Annotated in this window: 12 protein-coding genes and 1 other RNA gene; 10 read left to right on the top strand and 3 right to left on the bottom strand. The window is 45.6% G+C overall.

Annotated features, from left to right (window positions below; all coding sequences use genetic code 11):
* Positions 1–71 precede the first annotated feature (71 nt).
* The 9 genes from HXT24_RS00875 (at position 72) to HXT24_RS00835 (ending at position 11,799) form a co-directional block, all read left to right on the top strand.
* Entirely contained in the window at positions 72–1,214 is a 1,143-nt protein-coding gene (locus HXT24_RS00875; protein WP_004124088.1) for an inositol-3-phosphate synthase, read from the top strand.
* Positions 1,215–1,269: 55 nt separating this feature from the next.
* Positions 1,270–1,366: signal recognition particle sRNA small type (ffs, locus tag HXT24_RS00870), an RNA gene on the top strand.
* Positions 1,367–1,415: 49 nt separating this feature from the next.
* A complete protein-coding gene (locus HXT24_RS00865; protein ID WP_020761404.1) occupies positions 1,416–2,537 on the top strand; it encodes a hypothetical protein in 1,122 nt (373 codons plus the stop codon).
* A gap of 170 nt (positions 2,538–2,707) precedes the next feature.
* Positions 2,708–5,551 (top strand): type I DNA topoisomerase, encoded by a 2,844-nt coding sequence (gene topA, locus HXT24_RS00860; protein ID WP_422119442.1) that lies wholly within the window; start codon positions 2,708–2,710, stop codon positions 5,549–5,551.
* Between the two features lie 21 nt (positions 5,552–5,572).
* Positions 5,573–6,283 (top strand): dTMP kinase, encoded by a 711-nt coding sequence (gene tmk, locus HXT24_RS00855; protein ID WP_415690692.1) that lies wholly within the window; start codon positions 5,573–5,575, stop codon positions 6,281–6,283.
* A gap of 26 nt (positions 6,284–6,309) precedes the next feature.
* Entirely contained in the window at positions 6,310–7,497 is a 1,188-nt protein-coding gene (locus HXT24_RS00850; protein WP_422119441.1) for a DNA polymerase III subunit delta', read from the top strand.
* Positions 7,498–7,712: 215 nt separating this feature from the next.
* Complete coding sequence (locus tag HXT24_RS00845; RefSeq protein ID WP_020759648.1) at positions 7,713–8,264, top strand: YbhB/YbcL family Raf kinase inhibitor-like protein; 552 nt, start codon at positions 7,713–7,715, stop codon at positions 8,262–8,264.
* A gap of 197 nt (positions 8,265–8,461) precedes the next feature.
* Positions 8,462–10,069: a C69 family dipeptidase gene (locus HXT24_RS00840; protein ID WP_422119440.1), complete on the top strand. Its 1,608-nt coding sequence runs from the start codon at positions 8,462–8,464 to the stop codon at positions 10,067–10,069.
* A gap of 212 nt (positions 10,070–10,281) precedes the next feature.
* Positions 10,282–11,799 (top strand): formate--tetrahydrofolate ligase, encoded by a 1,518-nt coding sequence (locus HXT24_RS00835; protein WP_422119439.1) that lies wholly within the window; start codon positions 10,282–10,284, stop codon positions 11,797–11,799.
* A gap of 643 nt (positions 11,800–12,442) precedes the next feature.
* On the opposite strand, the gene HXT24_RS00830 is transcribed toward HXT24_RS00835, so the two are convergent.
* Positions 12,443–13,288 (bottom strand): alpha/beta hydrolase, encoded by an 846-nt coding sequence (locus HXT24_RS00830; RefSeq protein ID WP_422119438.1) that lies wholly within the window; start codon positions 13,286–13,288, stop codon positions 12,443–12,445.
* Positions 13,289–13,443: 155 nt separating this feature from the next.
* Here HXT24_RS00830 and rsmI point away from each other — a divergent pair, with 155 nt between their 5' ends.
* Positions 13,444–14,337, top strand: a complete 894-nt coding sequence (gene rsmI, locus HXT24_RS00825) for a 16S rRNA (cytidine(1402)-2'-O)-methyltransferase (protein ID WP_422119437.1) — start codon at positions 13,444–13,446, stop codon at positions 14,335–14,337.
* Here rsmI and HXT24_RS00820 read toward each other — a convergent pair.
* Positions 14,332–14,643 carry a hypothetical protein gene (locus HXT24_RS00820; RefSeq protein WP_004113848.1) on the bottom strand — a complete coding sequence of 104 codons (312 nt, stop codon included), beginning with the start codon at positions 14,641–14,643 and terminating at the stop codon, positions 14,332–14,334. The genes rsmI and HXT24_RS00820 overlap by 6 nt on opposite strands.
* Positions 14,633–15,499, bottom strand: coding sequence for a hypothetical protein (locus HXT24_RS00815; RefSeq protein ID WP_422119436.1), 867 nt, complete (start codon positions 15,497–15,499; stop codon positions 14,633–14,635). The genes HXT24_RS00820 and HXT24_RS00815 overlap by 11 nt, the downstream gene beginning before the upstream one ends.
* Between the last annotated feature and the right edge of the window lie 61 nt (positions 15,500–15,560).

Raw genomic sequence — 15,560 nt, 5'->3', positions numbered from 1 at the left:
AAAAGCTAGTATTATAAAAGTGTGTTAGTGCAGCATGATTATATGCTGCTGTTTTTGGGCAAGGAGTTTATATGAGTATCCGCGTTGCCATTGCCGGTGTTGGCAATTGTGCTTCGTCGTTGGTTCAAGGCGTTGAATACTACAAAAATGCCAATGATGGCGATAAAATTCCAGGATTAATGCATGCTGTTTTTGGGCAATATCGCGTGCGAGATATTGAGTTTGTAGCAGCTTTTGACGTTGACGCTTTAAAAGTTGGCCATGACTTAAGCGAGGCGATTTATGCTTCGCAAAACAACACGATTCGCTTTGCAGACGTGCCTAATCTTGGTGTTAAAGTGCAGCGTGGACCTACTTACGATGGTTTGGGCGACTATTATAAGCAGATGATTGACGAATCTGAAGAAGAACCTGTGGATGTTGCCGCGGTTTTGCGCGATTTGCATGTAGACGTGCTTGTGTCTTACTTGCCAGTAGGCTCCGAGCAGGCAGACAAGGCTTATGCTACGGCGGCTATGGAAGCTGGATGCGCGTTTGTAAACTGCCTTCCTGTTTTTATTGCTTCCGACCCAGTTTGGGCGCAAAAGTTCCGCGATGCAGGCGTTCCGATTATTGGCGACGATATTAAAAGCCAGGTTGGAGCTACGATTACGCACCGCGTTATGGCGCGACTTTTTGAAGATAGAGGAGTGCGTTTGGATCGCACTTACCAGTTGAATGTCGGCGGAAACATGGACTTTATGAACATGTTGCAGCGCTCTAGGCTTGAGTCGAAGAAGATTTCTAAGACTCGCGCAGTTACTTCGATTGTTCCGCACGATATGGATGATCACAACGTGCACATCGGTCCTTCGGATTATGTTGCTTGGCTTGACGACCGCAAGTTTGCGTTTGTGCGCTTAGAGGGCACCACTTTTGGCGATGTTCCGCTTAGCTTAGAGTACAAGCTCGAAGTGTGGGATTCGCCTAATTCTGCAGGCATTGTTATAGACGCTGTGCGCGCGGCGAAGATTGCATTGGATCGCAAGCTTTCGGGGCCTATTTTGGCTCCTAGCTCCTACTTTATGAAGTCGCCAGCTGTTCAGCATGAAGATAGCGAGGCGCGCGAACTCGTTGAGCGCTATATTGCTGGAGATGTTGAGGCAGATGAGTCGCAGCTTAATGCAGATGTTGAGGCTGCAAAAGAACATGGTAAAAGCGTGTGGCGCGCCTAATGGTGCGGTTTCTTGCGACTTGCGCTCGACTTGTAGCCAAAATCGTGTAATATAGGTAGAGCCTCCGCGTGGCACTACGTCACCCAATCCCCCCAGGGCAGGAATGCAGCAAGGGTAAGTGGCCTCTGGTGGGTGCGCGGGGGTTTTCTTGTATTTTTGTACTGCAAGTGCTCTGTCGCGAGTGGAGTGTTGTTTGATAAAATGCTTGGTATGAGTCTATTTGAAGGCAGCAAGATTAGCGATGGCAGCGACGACAGTGATAATAGCCAAATTAGCGGCATTGGTGAAAATATCAAAAATAGTCAAAATTCTCAAAGCAGCGAGGCTAATCAAGATATTTCTAAGCTCGATCCGCTGATGAATCGTCCTAGAATATCAACAATAGCTTTGTGTGCGCTGTGTGCTGTTCTTTTTGCATCTTTTGCATCAATCATGTGGATTCTAGCCGTTAGAACCGCAATAGGTCAGTCGTATGAAGAAATGGTGATTAGTACTTTTGGATATAGTGCCATTCCGTCGTGGCTGTCTGTTGTACTAACTCCGCTTAGAAGTTCCATACTCGTTATAGTCTTATCTGCCTTGATTTGCGCTGCGGCAGCAATAATATCAATCATAAGAAAACGCTGGTGGCTGATTGCGCAATGCGCTGTAATACTAGTTTTATCTCTAGCTGCAGAGCCTCTAAAACGTGTGCTTCCGCGTCCGATCCTAGTAAATGTAGCAACGCTTGCAAAAAATTCCGCTCCATCTGGTCACATGCTACTAATGGCGGCTGCGTGCGCGTTGCTTGTTTGCGCTGTAAGTCGCGCTTTTAGAGCATGGGTTGCACTTGGCTCAGCAATAATCACATTTCTGCTTGCCATAGCTCTTTTGGGAGGCAGATGGCACAGACCGGCAGACGTTATGATATCCGTACTCATAGTTGGTGCTGTAACGTCAACAGTGTTGATTTTTACAAGATCATCTGGAATGGACGTGCCAGGTTCAAGAAGATCATCTATAAGCGTGCAAATCGTTGGAAGCGCAATGATCACAATGGGAATAATCTGCCTAACTTACTGTTCGTACATGATTTACCAGATTATGCCAGGAATAGATTTAGGTGCAAAATGGGCTATAGGAGTAGCGCACTCTTCCTCATATTGGGCTGTAGCAGGAGTGTGTAGCTTGACTTTCGGCGTTTTGATGGTTCTTAGACAATCCAGTGCAGCTCCTTTAAGTAGGCTCGGATTAGTTGGTGCTCCGCCTACTCCTCCTTCAAAAAGCGAAGTTCCAAAACGTCAAGATGAGGACGATTTATTGTTAAGATTATCGTCTAATTGAATAAAAAATAAGTAAAGTGGTATATATAGGAGTATATGCTGATATTTCGCAAAGTTTGATTTTGTTGATTTTGTTGAATATGAAACGCGTATTGCGTTAGAGTTTGCGTGGATTGAGTAGTAAAAGCGCGGAATATGCATACAAAATGCATCTGTACGAAAGGAGAGCGTATGACAGAGCAGAACAAGCTTGTCATTGTGGAGTCTCCCACTAAAGCGCGTAAAATAGGCGGATATCTTGGAAACGGATACACTGTTATGGCATCCGTTGGCCACATTCGTGATTTAGCACAGCCAAGTCAGGTGCCAGCTGCTAAAAAGGCAGAATTTGGCAAGTTTGGCGTAGATGTAAACAATGGTTTTGAGCCATACTATGTTGTTGGCGCGGATAAAAAGAAAACAGTTTCAGATTTAAAGGCTGCGCTCGCAAAGTCGGGCGAATTGTTCCTCGCAACTGATGAGGACCGCGAAGGAGAAGCGATTGCGTGGCATCTTGTGCAAGCACTTAAGCCAAAAGTGCCAGTAAAGCGCATGGTGTTTCACGAGATTACAAAAGATGCGATTCAAGCTTCGCTTGCTAACACGCGAAACGTTGACGACCATATGGTTGATGCTCAAGAAACACGCCGCGTGTTGGATAGATTGTACGGCTACGAGCTTTCGCCAGTTTTGTGGCGTAAAGTTGGGCCGGGTCTTTCTGCTGGGCGAGTGCAATCTGTTGCAACGCGTTTGATTGTTGAGCGCGAGCGCGAGCGGATGGCGTTTAAAAAGGCGAGCTATTGGGATGTTTGCGCGGATTTGAGCGCAAACGGCGTTGATTTTCAGGCGCGAATGACGGCTCTAAATGGAGAGCGTTTGGCTGCTTCTAAAGATTTTAATTCGCTTGGCGAGCTTCAAAAAACTAAGGGCGAATCTGCTTTAGCGCACTATTTGAATGAGGCAGATGCTTGTGCGATTGCACAGAGTCTTGGCGCGGCTGATTTTGTTGTGAGCTCAATGGACACTAAGCCGTATCGCCGCCGCCCATTGCCTCCGTTTACAACTTCCACTCTTCAACAGACTGCTGGAAACCGCTTGTCGATGAGCTCTCGCCAAACTATGCGCGCGGCTCAATCTTTGTACGAAAACGGTTACATAACCTACATGCGTACGGATTCTGTAACGCTTTCTAAAGAGGCGATTTTTGCGGCGCGAGATTGCGTTAAGTCTAGTTTTGGAGACGAGTATTTAGCGGATTCTCCAAAACAGTATGCTACGACTTCTGCAGGCGCTCAGGAAGCGCATGAGTGTATTCGTCCTGCTGGATCTACGTTTAGAAATCCTGCGGATTTGGCTGGCGTTCTCCCTGCCGATCAGCTTAAACTTTACACGCTTATTTGGCAGCGCACTCTTGCTTCTCAAATGGCAGATGCTACTGGTTTTACAGCTACAGTTAAGCTAGACGCTTCGGCTGGCAGCTTTGGAACGGCTAATTTCCAAGCTTCTGGAACCGTGATTGAGTTTGCTGGATTTATGAAGGTGTTTGGCGGATTTAGCGAAGACGAGCAGTCTAAGGCTTTGCCTCCTATGGATAATGGCGATGTTCTTAAAGCTTTGCGAGTTAGCGCGGATGGTCATGAAACTCAGCCGCCAGCTCGCTACACGGAAGCGTCTTTAGTTAAAACGCTTGAAGCTAAGGAGATTGGTAGGCCGTCTACTTACGCTAGCATTATTTCCACGATTATTGACCGCGGATACGTGTATGAGCGTGGGCGCGCATTGATTCCAAGCTGGCTTGCTTTTGCGGTTATTAAGCTTTTGGAATCTAATTTCCCAACTTACGTTGACTATGCGTTTACGGCGGACATGGAAAATGGTTTGGACCGCATAGCACATGGCGAGGAAGCTGGTAAAGATTGGCTTTACAAGTTTTACTTTGGAGATAATGGGGCGGTTGCTGGCGACTTTGCAATGCATGAAGGTTTGCAAAAACAAGTTGATCAGCTTGGCGAGATTGACGCTCGAGAAATCAACACGATTGATATTGGCGGCGGATTGCACGTGCGCGTAGGCAGATACGGCCCGTATTTGGAAGATACGAAGAATCTAGACGAAGATGGCAATGCGCGCAGAGCTTCGATTCCAAGTACTTTGGCTCCAGACGAGTTGACTGAGCAAGTTGCGCGAGATTTGATTGAGAACAACTCCGACGGTCCGCGCGTTTTGGGTACAGATCCGCAAACTGGAGGCAGTGTAGAAGTTAGGAACGGGCGTTTTGGAGCGTACGTTGCTCTTGTTGAAGCCTCGGATGAGGATGGGTCGAAAGCCGCCGACGATTCTGCTAAAACTGGCGCAAAGTCTTCTGCAAAATCTAAAAAGTCTGCTAAAGCTAAGCCAAAAATGGCGTCTTTGTTTAAAACAATGGACCCTGCAACAATAACTTTGCAAGATGCTTTGCGACTTTTGAATTTGCCTCGATTGGTTGGCGTTGTGGAAGAAGTTGATGAGCAAGGCGAAGTAAAGCGCGCGAAGATTGAGGCGAATAATGGTCGATATGGACCTTATTTGACTAAGACTTACGAGCGTGCGGATGCTGGCGATTCTGCAGCGTCTGCGGATACCAAGCCAGACAATCGTTCGCTTGCAAGCGAAGACGCGATTTTTAGTGTGACTTTAGACGAAGCCAAGGAGCTTTTTGCTCAACCGAAGTATGCAAAGCGCACTCGTGGAGCCGCAAAACCGCCGCTTAGGGAGCTTGGAGAAGATCCAGAAAGCGGCAAGCCAGTGGTAATTAAAGACGGCTTCTATGGAGCTTATATTACAGACGGCGTTACGAATCGCACGCTTCCAAAGCAGTACACGCCTGAGTCGATTGAGCCGCAAGTTGCGTTTGAGCTTTTGGCGCAAAAGCGCGCGGCAGGGCCTGTAAAGCGCAAGAGAACTGCTGCAAAGAAGACGGCCGCTAAGAAAACGGCCGCTAAAAAGCCTGCTGCAAAAAAGAGCACAGCAAAAAAGTCCACGTCTAAAGGCGAGTAAACCTGGTAGAGGTATGCAAAAATGGCTATGGGTCTTAAAAACAGCGGGCTTAGCGGTTTAAACAAAGGTCTTAAGGGTATTTTTATATCTTTTGAAGGTATAGACGGCGTTGGGAAAACCACGCAAGTTGAGGCTTTGCGTGATTTTTTGCAAGCACGCGGACTTGAGGTTGTTGTAACGAGAGAGCCTGGCGGAACACCGTTGGGCGAACAGTTGCGCAACATTCTTCTACACGGCGGAGCGATTTCTGCGCGCACCGAGGCGCTTCTGTTTGCTGCGGATCGCGCTCAACATGCTGCGCAAATCATCATCCCAGCCTTGCGGCGCGGTGCGGTGGTTATAACGGACCGTTACATTGACTCATCGCTAGCGTATCAGTCTGGGGGGCGCGAGCTCACTATGCAAGACGTGCGCGATTTAAGCGAGTGGGCGTCTAATTGCCTTTGGCCAAATCGCACGTATTTGCTAGATATGAGCGAGAAAGATGCTGCTGTGCGATTGCATGGGCAGGCGGATCGCATGGAAAGTGCAGGGCTTGATTTTGCGCGCCGCACGCGTGAAGCGTTCTTAGATCTTGCTAAACAAAATGCGCAAAGATTTTGCGTTTTAGACGCCACTTTGCCAGCTTGCGACTTATCTAAGTTGATTGCTAAAGACATGTGCGAGTTGCTGGATAATGCTGGAATATGTGACAAAAAATCGTCAGAAGCCCCAGAAAATCAAGGATTTTAGGATTTTAGGACTATAGGATTTTAGCAATGGACGTTTGGGAATCGGTAGTTGGTCAAGCGCAAGTTGTTGGACGCCTTAAAAAAGTAGCGCAAGGCGATTCAAGCAAAATCGCGCAATCATGGCTTATCTGCGGATCTGCTGGATTCGGGTGTGCAAAAGTGGCAAGAGCGTTTGCAGCGGCATTGCAATCGAGCGCAAAAGTCGCAAGCAACCGCGCCGCCGAAAACTCCGCCACTCAAATAAACACTCAAATAAACACAGATAAAATCGCAAGTGAAGTATTAGCTGGAACAAGCCCAGACGTAAACATTTTAAGCACGGACAAAGTTACAGTAAGCATTGACGAAGTGCGCGAACTCGTATCAATATCCGAGCAAATGCCAAGTGTTGCACCGTGGCGAATCATAATAATCGAAGACGTTGGGCGCATGCTTGAGCGCACAACAAACGTTTTGCTAAAAGAAATCGAAGAGCCAGCACCTCGCACAATATGGATTCTTTGCGCGGCAAGCGCGGCAGATGTTTTGCCAACAATTCGTTCTAGGTCTCAAATAGTGAATTTGGCTCAACCAAGCGACCAAGATGTGCAAGAATACGTGCAACAAAGCGCACACATTGATGCAAAAACGGCGGCGAGCGTGGCTCGCATAGCTCAAGGAAACGTTGATTTAGCAATGCTCTACGCTACAAGCGAGAGCGCTAGAAGCAGAAGAGAAGAGCTTGTTGCAGGCGTTTTGCGTCTTAGCAGCGCAATAGATGCTATTATGCTTGCACAAACGCTAATAGAAGACGCTAAAAGCCAGGCAGAAGACGAAGTGCAAAAGTCTGTTGAAGCTGAGCAAAGCGATTTTTTGCGCATAAATGGCATTAAGCCAACAGATAAAATCCCACCTAAAATTCGTAGCGCATACAATGCGATTGGCAAAAAAGACGATGTTAAGCGCAAAGTCACTCGCGTAAGCAGAGACGTTTTAAACCGCGCAATAGATGCGATTTGCAGCGTTTACAGAGATGTGCTTGTTGTGCTAAACAATGCGCAATCGCAAACGCCACTTGTGAATCAAGAATTTAAAGCAGAAATTATGCAGCTTTCTAAAAAAAATACAGCAGAGCGCGCGCTTAAATGCCTTGATGCGCTTGCGGTGGCCAAAAAGCGGCTTGCTGGCAATGGAAACGCAACGCTTGTTTTTGAAGCACTTTTATGCTCGCTGTAACGCGCGAGCGTCTTTGCTTGGTATTGTTGTATGAGGGCTGGGTGTTTCTACGTTCGCGCGGTCTAAGCGCGTGAACGTCTTCGCTTGCGTTGAAAGCACACCGTGCTTTCAACCTTAAGCAAGCTCAGCGCTCAGAATTACCTTTTCGCGCTACGATTCTCAAGCGAAAAGGTAGGTCGTCGCGTATAGTCACAGCGGTAGTAGATACTTAAATTATGAATATTTCTGCAGATTTCACCACTATTCCAGACAACTTTGCAAAAGCTGCGCCGGAAGAAAACAAGATTAACGGCGTTCCAGTCGTGTCTTTTCCATTTTATGTAGACAAGTTGCCGGATTTTGTGCACTACTTGCATTGGCGATTTGTAGACGATGACGCTATACCAGTGTGCGGATTCCAGTGGATTCATTGGGTTGTAGCAAATGTTCCAGTGGAAGCGCTTATGTTTGACTTTAACGACTCGCGCGCTTTGCAAATTCCGCAAGACTTTTCTCGCACAATGCCAACCATGATTCCAGAAGTTGTACAAGGGCGAAACTCGCAAGCTAGCCGATTTGTGGGGTGCACGGACCCTGCAATTACAATGCGCTACAATGGCCCGCAGCCGCCAGACAAGGATCACGACTACATGCTAGAAGTGTTCGGCACGCAAAAGCCTCTTCCAAATCTTAAAGAAGGCTTCTATCTTAACGAAATGATGAATGAAATCAGGCATTACGATTCGTATGTAGACGTTAACGGATTATATTTGCGAGGAAAAGCTTAGAGTTTAGGCTTTAGAATTTAGGATTTAGGCTTTATATGACTTCGTGCGGATTAGTCGCAAGCAGCTTACGACTATATATGCGTGCGTAAAATAGTCAAAAATAAGCAAAACCAATCAAACTAATCTAAACAAACAAAATAATCAAAAATAATCAAATAACCAAAATAATCAAAAATTAGAAAAATGAGGATGCAAATATGGCATGCACAACAATTTTAGTAGGACGCAAAGCGAGCTACGACGGATCCACGCTTATCGCGCGTAACGAAGACTCAGCAAATGGCGAGTTTAATCCAAAGCGCTTAGTGGTAGTAAAGCCGCAAAATCAGCCTCGCGTTTATAAGTCCGTGCTTAGCCACGTAACAGTAGAGCTTCCAGATAATCCAATGCAATACACAAGCGTTCCAAACGCAGACTTGCGCGAAGGAATTTGGGGAGAAGCTGGCGTTAACGAAGCAAACGTGGCAATTAGCGCAACCGAAACGCTTACATCCAACGAGCGCGTGCTGGGCGCCGACCCAATGGTTGAGCTTCAAAAAGCGCAAGGCAAGGAAGGTGACGCTGATTATAAGCCAGAAGTTCCAGGCGGAATCGGCGAAGAAGACTTCTTAACTCTTGTTTTGCCTTATATTCGTAGCGCTCGCGAAGGCGTTGAGCGTTTGGGCGCGTTGCTAGAAAAGTACGGCACTTACGAGATGAACGGCGTTGCGTTCTCGGACGTAAACGAGATTTGGTGGATGGAAACTGTTGGCGGACACCACTGGATTGCTAAGCGCGTGCCAGACGAGGCGTATGTTGTTATGCCAAACCAGCTTGGAATCGACGAGTTCGATTTGGAAGACGCTTTGGGAGACCAAGAAGAGCACATGTGCTCTGCTGATTTGCTTGAGTTTATTGAAGAAAATCACTTAGATTTGTCGGTAGAAAACGCTTCGCCATTTAATCCTCGAGATGCTTTCGGCTCTCATTCAGATGCCGATCACGTGTACAACACTCCTCGCGCGTGGTTTATGGAGCGTTTCTTGAATCCTTATGACGAAGTGTGGGATGGCAAAGACGCGGATCACAAGCCAGATAGCAACGATATTCCGTGGGCGCGCCAGCCTGAGCGCAAAGTGACGATTGAGGATATTAAGTACGTTTTAAGCTCTCACTATCAGGGCACTGAGTATGATCCTTACGGCAAGCTTGGCGATGAACATACTCGTCATCTTTTCCGTCCAATCGGCATCAATCGTCAAAGCGAGCTTGCTGTAATGCAAATCCGCCCTTACATGCCAGAGCCGATGCGCGCAATTCAGTGGATTACTTACGGTTCTAATCCTTTCAACTCTTTGATTCCGTTCTATCCAAATGTAAACGAAACTCCAAAGTATTTGGAAGATACAACTACTCGCGTAACAAGCGAAAACTTCTATTGGGAGAATCGCATTATTGCAGCTCTTGCGGATGCCGCATTTAACGACACTGCAAACGCGATCGAGCGTTACCAAGAAGTTGTCGGTTCCCTTGGTCACGCAATGGTTAAGTCTACGGATGCTGCCGTGGCAGATATTCTTGGCGTTTCTTTGAAGGATTACGAACCTGAGCGCGAAGGTGATGAAGGCGAAGATTACGATGATTTAGTTCGCGATCCTGAAGCAATTATTGCAGAGCTTCGTAACGACAAAGTGCGTGAAGCTTTGGCTGAAGCGAACGACGATATGGCAGCAAAGTTAAAGAAAGAAACCGATTCTTTGCTTGACACAGTGCTGTACATAACTAGCATGCGTATGAAGAATGGTTTTAATCGTTCCGATCACTGATCGCAAGCTGTTATAGACATTAGTGATAACGCGCATAGTTTTAATGTAATATTGCTATACCACGCCCATGCAATCGTATAGTATAAAAATTGTTCATTTACATTAGCTATGCGCGTTTACTATTGAGCGTTTATTGGGCATCTGTTATTGAACGTTTGTTATTGAACACTATTGGGCATCTACTAGGCTTTTTGCTTATGAAAGTGGGGAATATGAGCATTCTTGATTCGTTTACTACGCAATTTGGACTGGTTAAAAAAATAGACGCTTTTGGATTTATTGATTATCTAAAGAGGAATCCAAGCGAGCCAAGAAAGCACGGTAAAGTGCTACTCGTTACAGCTGATACTCCTCTTAAGGCTTCTAGAGGAGAAGGCAAAACAACCACCACTATTGCGCTTGTAGACGCGTTGCGTGAGCGCGGAGTAGATGCGGCGGCTGTTTTGCGCCAGCCAAGCATGGGCATTACTGCAGCGGGTTCAAAAGGCGGCGCTAGTGGCGGCGGAAAGTCCTCGCTTTCGCACCCTGAGCTAATCGATTGGGGATTGTGCGGAGAAATGGCTGCCATTGAATGTGCGCAGAATTTGCTTGTTTCTTTTGCAGAAAAAGCGATTGACGAGGGTATTTTAGACACGATTTTAGTGCCGCGCGTAAGTGAAGTACCTTCAAGATCTTTGCGTAGTATTGCTGTTGACTTTGGCAAGGGCACGGTTGCGGAGCGCGTTGTGTTAACGCCAACTTGTGAGCTTATGCAAATTGTAGTGCTTTCGAGAAGCATGGAAGAAATCGCAAATCGCGTTGCTGCCATGATTGCTGGCACAAAGGACGGAAATCCTGTTAAATTTGGCGATTTTGTTGACTTGTGGCGAATCACAAATATTCTTGCCGATGCTGTAAAGCCTGCAAAAACTGAGACGATTAATGGTTCTCCGATTTACGTTCATTGCGGGCCATTTGCCAACGTATCTCTTGGTATTCCAAGCCTTGTAAGCGTTGAAATGGCTTGTGCGTTGCACGATGTTGTTGTTGTGGAAGCAGGGTATGGCACGGACGCTGGTGCGCAAAAGTGGCTAGATATTGCTGCTCGCGAGTTTGGCGCAAAGTGGCCTGCTGCTGCGGTTGTTGTTACTCGTGCAACTACTTGGCGAGATGACGAAACGCTTGCGTGGCGTTACCCATTCCACGTTTCGCGCCTTGAATCTCTTAATATTCCTACTTTCCCTCTTATTAATTTGTGGGAAGGGGAAGATGGACAAGTCCCAGATTTGCTTGAGCAAGCTAAGAATTTGGGATTCCGTAAGCCGATTGTTGGCAATTTATTCCGAGATGGCGGAGATGGGTTGGCAGATCAGCTAGACGATTTTGTGTCTGTGATTACCGCTGATGCTGAAACGAAAGTTCCAGAAAGTAGGCGAGGAAAGTCGCTTCGCGAGCGCATTAATCTGCTTTGCTCCGAGGCGTATGGTGTTCCTGCTGAGCGCGTAATCGACAAAGCAGGTTTTGCTGATTCGTTGAATGAAGCGCAGGATTTGTGCAATAAAGCTGGTGTTGATTTTGATAGCTTGGCTCTTGTTGCTGTAAAGTCGCCAGCAACCATGACTGACGATGATCATGCGCCTGAGGATTCTCGCACTGTGACATTGAAGAAAGTGGAAGTTCACGCTGGAGCTGGGGTTGTTCAAGTCAACCTTACATCTTCACTAACAACGCCAATGCCAAAAATCGTGTGATCTTTCTCAACTATTTCCGCATTTTGCGCGACGACCTGCCTTTTCGCTTGAGAATCGTAGCGCGAAAAGGCAATTCGGAGCGCTGAGCTTGCTTAAGGTTGAAAGCACGGTGTGCTTTCAACGCAAGCGAAGACGTTCGCGCGCTTAGACCGCGCGAACGACACAAAACACCAAAATTCGGTACAAACGCACTACAGTTTTGCGTGCTTATGTAGTGCGTTTGTATCACGACACGCCGTAAACTCAGTACAATCGCACTACATGATTACGTCAAGTGAGGTGGAGATTCGAGATTTTTCGCACTGAATGAGATGAACCTCAGCATGAAATGGTGATTCATCGAATGAAGAAGAAAAATCGAGAATCTCAGCGATTAAGCAATACGCAATTGTTCAAGAATGTAAGAGGGCTGGGTGATTCTTGGTCGAACAGTATAAGAGCGGCAGCCGATACCAAATAATCCAATGATCAACCACTACAAACAAACTTCAACCCAAAAACAAAATCAAAGCCAAAACGGAACAACCGCAACTCTAGACTACACGCAAGAGGCGGAGCGTTGTGAGACAAGAATTAGCCAGCCCTCACACAACAGTAAACAGAGAATGTCGCGCGCTACGCTCTAAGCTCGAAGGCAGGTCGATTAGCACGCAAATGTGCGACGAAGCCAATCGCAAGCAAGCTCAATCCACTGCTGAACTTCTGGCTGAACAAACTCAGGCAGCACTGCGCCATTCTCATCGCGCTTAGCAGTCTCTTTAACAGCCAAAGCCAAGCCGTGCGGACCCTTAGGGAACAAATGCGCTTCCACGCTTACGCCAGCTTTAACACAAGCATTAATAAACATAATTGAGTTTTGAACTGGAACCGTTTGGTCTGTAATCGTTTGCCAAACGAACACAGGTGGAGTCTTAGAATCCACATGATTTTCAAGCGAAAGCTGTTCAACGAGTTGCGCGCGAGTACTAGAATCTACGCTTCCAAAAAGACGGTCGAAAGTTGGCTTATGTGCGTATTCGCCAGCGGAAATCACTGGGTAAGCAAGCATAAGAGCGTTTGGACGAACATCATTTGCGTTGTATCCATTTGCTTCTTCAACATCGTCGCTAACGCTAGTCGCAAGATTTGCTGCAACATGGCCTCCTGCAGAGAATCCAATAATCGCCACTTTTTGCGCATCTACATGCCATTCTTTTGCATTATCGCGAATCAATTGCATAGCTTGTGCTGCTTCCAAAAGCTGAGTCGGGTGTGCACTAGGAACAAGAGAGTAACGCAGAACAAATGCGTGGAATCCAGCTGCAGCAAACTTCATAGCAATAGGTTCTGCTTCGCGATTAGAAACTCGCAAGAATCCGCCGCCTGGCAAAATCAGCACTGCTGGGCGTGTTTGATCCCCTTCGCTATCTAAGTTGTCATCTAAAACATATCCAGTAAGAAGCGCGTTGCTACCGTCAATGCCTTTAATTTGGCGTTCTATAATCTTCATGGTATCTCTTTTCGTTTTGCTTATTTGCAATTCATGTTAAGCATAATTACTAAGCGCAATTACTAAGCATAATTCTAATCAAATATCTTATTTTTTAAGTGCGTTATTTTATAAATTCGTGTAGAGTCTTAAGAAGTTTCATAAGGAGATTTAAGATGCGTAATGAAGAAGATAATTTAGGTAAAGTTGTTCTTGCAGCCACTCCTATTGGCAATATGGGAGATGCTTCATCGCGCTTGATTAATCTTCTAGAAACCGCGGATATTGTTGCAGCGGAAGACACGCGTAGGCTTTACGATCTTGCAAATCGCCTTGGCGTGCATGTTTCTGGGCAAGTTATTGCATATCACGATCACAATGAGCACAATAAGGCAGATGGCTTGCTGGACAAGGTTGAGCAAGGCAATACCGTTCTTGTTGTTTCCGACGCTGGTATGCCTACGATTAACGACCCAGGGCTTGCGATCGTTCGCCGTGCAATAGAGCGCGATTTGCCTGTTACTTGCGCTCCTGGGCCGAGTGCCGCACTAGATGCTCTAGCGCTTTCTGGCTTGCCAACAGACCGCTTCTGTTATGAGGGTTTTTTGCCGCGTAAATCTGGAGACAGACAGCAGCATTTGCGCTCGCTTCTTTCAGAGCGGCGAACAATCGTTTTTTATGAGGCGCCGCACAGAATTGCGGAGTCAATGGAAGATCTTCTTGCAGTTTTTGGCGCAGATCGCAAAATGGCGTTATGTCGCGAGCTTACAAAGGATTTTGAGGAAATAAGGCGAGGAACAATTTCTCAAATATGCAAAAGCGTAGAAAACGACCCTCCGCGCGGAGAAATTGTTCTTGTGATTGCGGGAGCTAGCGATGAAGAAATCAAGCAGCAAAACGTTGATTTGAGCGTTGAACAGCTTGCGCAAATGTCTTACGATCTTTCGCAAAATGAGGGTTTGCGTATTAAAGATGCTATAACGCGTATTGTTTCACAAAATCCTCTTTCAGACGGTTCTTTTGCTAATCGTAAAGAAGTTTATGCTGCTTGTTTAAATATCAAGTCATGAAATCTGTTTCGCGTAATCGTAGCTTTCTAAAAGTACGTCTAAGCTATGCTTAACATCTGGACCGCCTTTCTGTGAAATATACTCCAGTATTTTTGCGTCAGCGGCTGGGTTTGCTATAACCCATTTTCGTAAGTGCGGAATGTTTCTCGCTATGTGCCAAAGTATTTCTTTGTCTGTATTTTCGCAGCATGCTACTTGTTCTGTGAGAATAATTGGCGGTTTTGGTGGTAGATCTTTTGTTTGTGTTTTATGGAAATTTTCTGTATTTTCTTGTACTTGATTTAAATGTTCAATATTAATATTCATAAAAAATATCTTCCTGTTCTATAACGTTTTTTAGCCAATCTTTTGCTTTTTGCGCTCCTGGAAAATGTGGGTTGCTATTTATGATTTTTTCGCATTCTTTAAAGCTTGTGCCATATTCTTGAATCAGATTGAAAATTGTGTCTTTTTTGCGTATCTCGTCGTAAATATTTTTAGACGGTGTTAATGCTATGTCGCAGATTGTTCGAGCAGGAGATGTTATGCGCAAATCTTTAATCACCTTTTGTTCTCTCTTCAACAATTTTCGTCTGAATACTCGTAATGGATGATCATGTGGTACTACACGATAATGGCTGCCAGAGATAACGTCTAATATGTTTGGAATTGTTCCTCCAAGCCAAATCCATGATGCTGTAAACATGCATGCTGCAGAGTCTCGTGGTATTAGCTTTTTGAGTATTTTGCACCGCCCCTCAATGGACTTTGCAGTGGAATGTGCAAATCCGCTTCTTATTGACAATCGTTCAAAAGCTCCGAATTTAGATAATTTCTTCATGCACAATGGTCCTGGCAGATGCGTTGTGTCTAGTAAGGTTGGAAGATTTTTACTAATGTCAATGTGTTGATTTTTATTGTCGTAATTTTCAAGAATTATTTTTGTTTCTTGAGCTATATCTTTAGTCGTACTGTATTTATTCGCATCATAGTTTCTGCTTTTTGAAGTCGTTTTTGAATTGTGCCTTGAAGTCTTTTTTAAATTTTTAGCGATTGGCTTGATCGTGGATTTATCTGTTATTTTATTTGTTCGCTTATCGGTTGTTTTGCATATGTATTTATTTGTAGCATTAGTCGAATTGTTAATAGTTTTGTTTGCAATAATTTCTGCTTCGTTATTCATAATCCCTCCTTTCTTGTTAGACATAATGATTGGGAATAATTTTTTAGACATATGGTTTTAG

Source organism: Gardnerella sp. DNF00354, from assembly GCF_049262755.1.
Lineage (GTDB): Bacteria > Actinomycetota > Actinomycetes > Actinomycetales > Bifidobacteriaceae > Bifidobacterium > Bifidobacterium vaginale.
The sequence above is the reverse complement of the archived record's forward strand: the minus strand, read 5'-3'. Positions and strand labels throughout refer to the sequence as shown.

Coding starts and splice junctions, on each gene's coding strand:
- HXT24_RS00875 (WP_004124088.1), top strand. CDS start 72: ATGAGTATCCGCGTTGCCATTGCCGGTGTTGGCAATTGTGCTTCGTCG.
- HXT24_RS00865 (WP_020761404.1), top strand. CDS start 1,416: ATGCTTGGTATGAGTCTATTTGAAGGCAGCAAGATTAGCGATGGCAGC.
- topA (WP_422119442.1), top strand. CDS start 2,708: ATGACAGAGCAGAACAAGCTTGTCATTGTGGAGTCTCCCACTAAAGCG.
- tmk (WP_415690692.1), top strand. CDS start 5,573: ATGGCTATGGGTCTTAAAAACAGCGGGCTTAGCGGTTTAAACAAAGGT.
- HXT24_RS00850 (WP_422119441.1), top strand. CDS start 6,310: ATGGACGTTTGGGAATCGGTAGTTGGTCAAGCGCAAGTTGTTGGACGC.
- HXT24_RS00845 (WP_020759648.1), top strand. CDS start 7,713: ATGAATATTTCTGCAGATTTCACCACTATTCCAGACAACTTTGCAAAA.
- HXT24_RS00840 (WP_422119440.1), top strand. CDS start 8,462: ATGGCATGCACAACAATTTTAGTAGGACGCAAAGCGAGCTACGACGGA.
- HXT24_RS00835 (WP_422119439.1), top strand. CDS start 10,282: ATGAGCATTCTTGATTCGTTTACTACGCAATTTGGACTGGTTAAAAAA.
- HXT24_RS00830 (WP_422119438.1), bottom strand. CDS start 13,288: ATGAAGATTATAGAACGCCAAATTAAAGGCATTGACGGTAGCAACGCG.
- rsmI (WP_422119437.1), top strand. CDS start 13,444: ATGCGTAATGAAGAAGATAATTTAGGTAAAGTTGTTCTTGCAGCCACT.
- HXT24_RS00820 (WP_004113848.1), bottom strand. CDS start 14,643: ATGAATATTAATATTGAACATTTAAATCAAGTACAAGAAAATACAGAA.
- HXT24_RS00815 (WP_422119436.1), bottom strand. CDS start 15,499: ATGAATAACGAAGCAGAAATTATTGCAAACAAAACTATTAACAATTCG.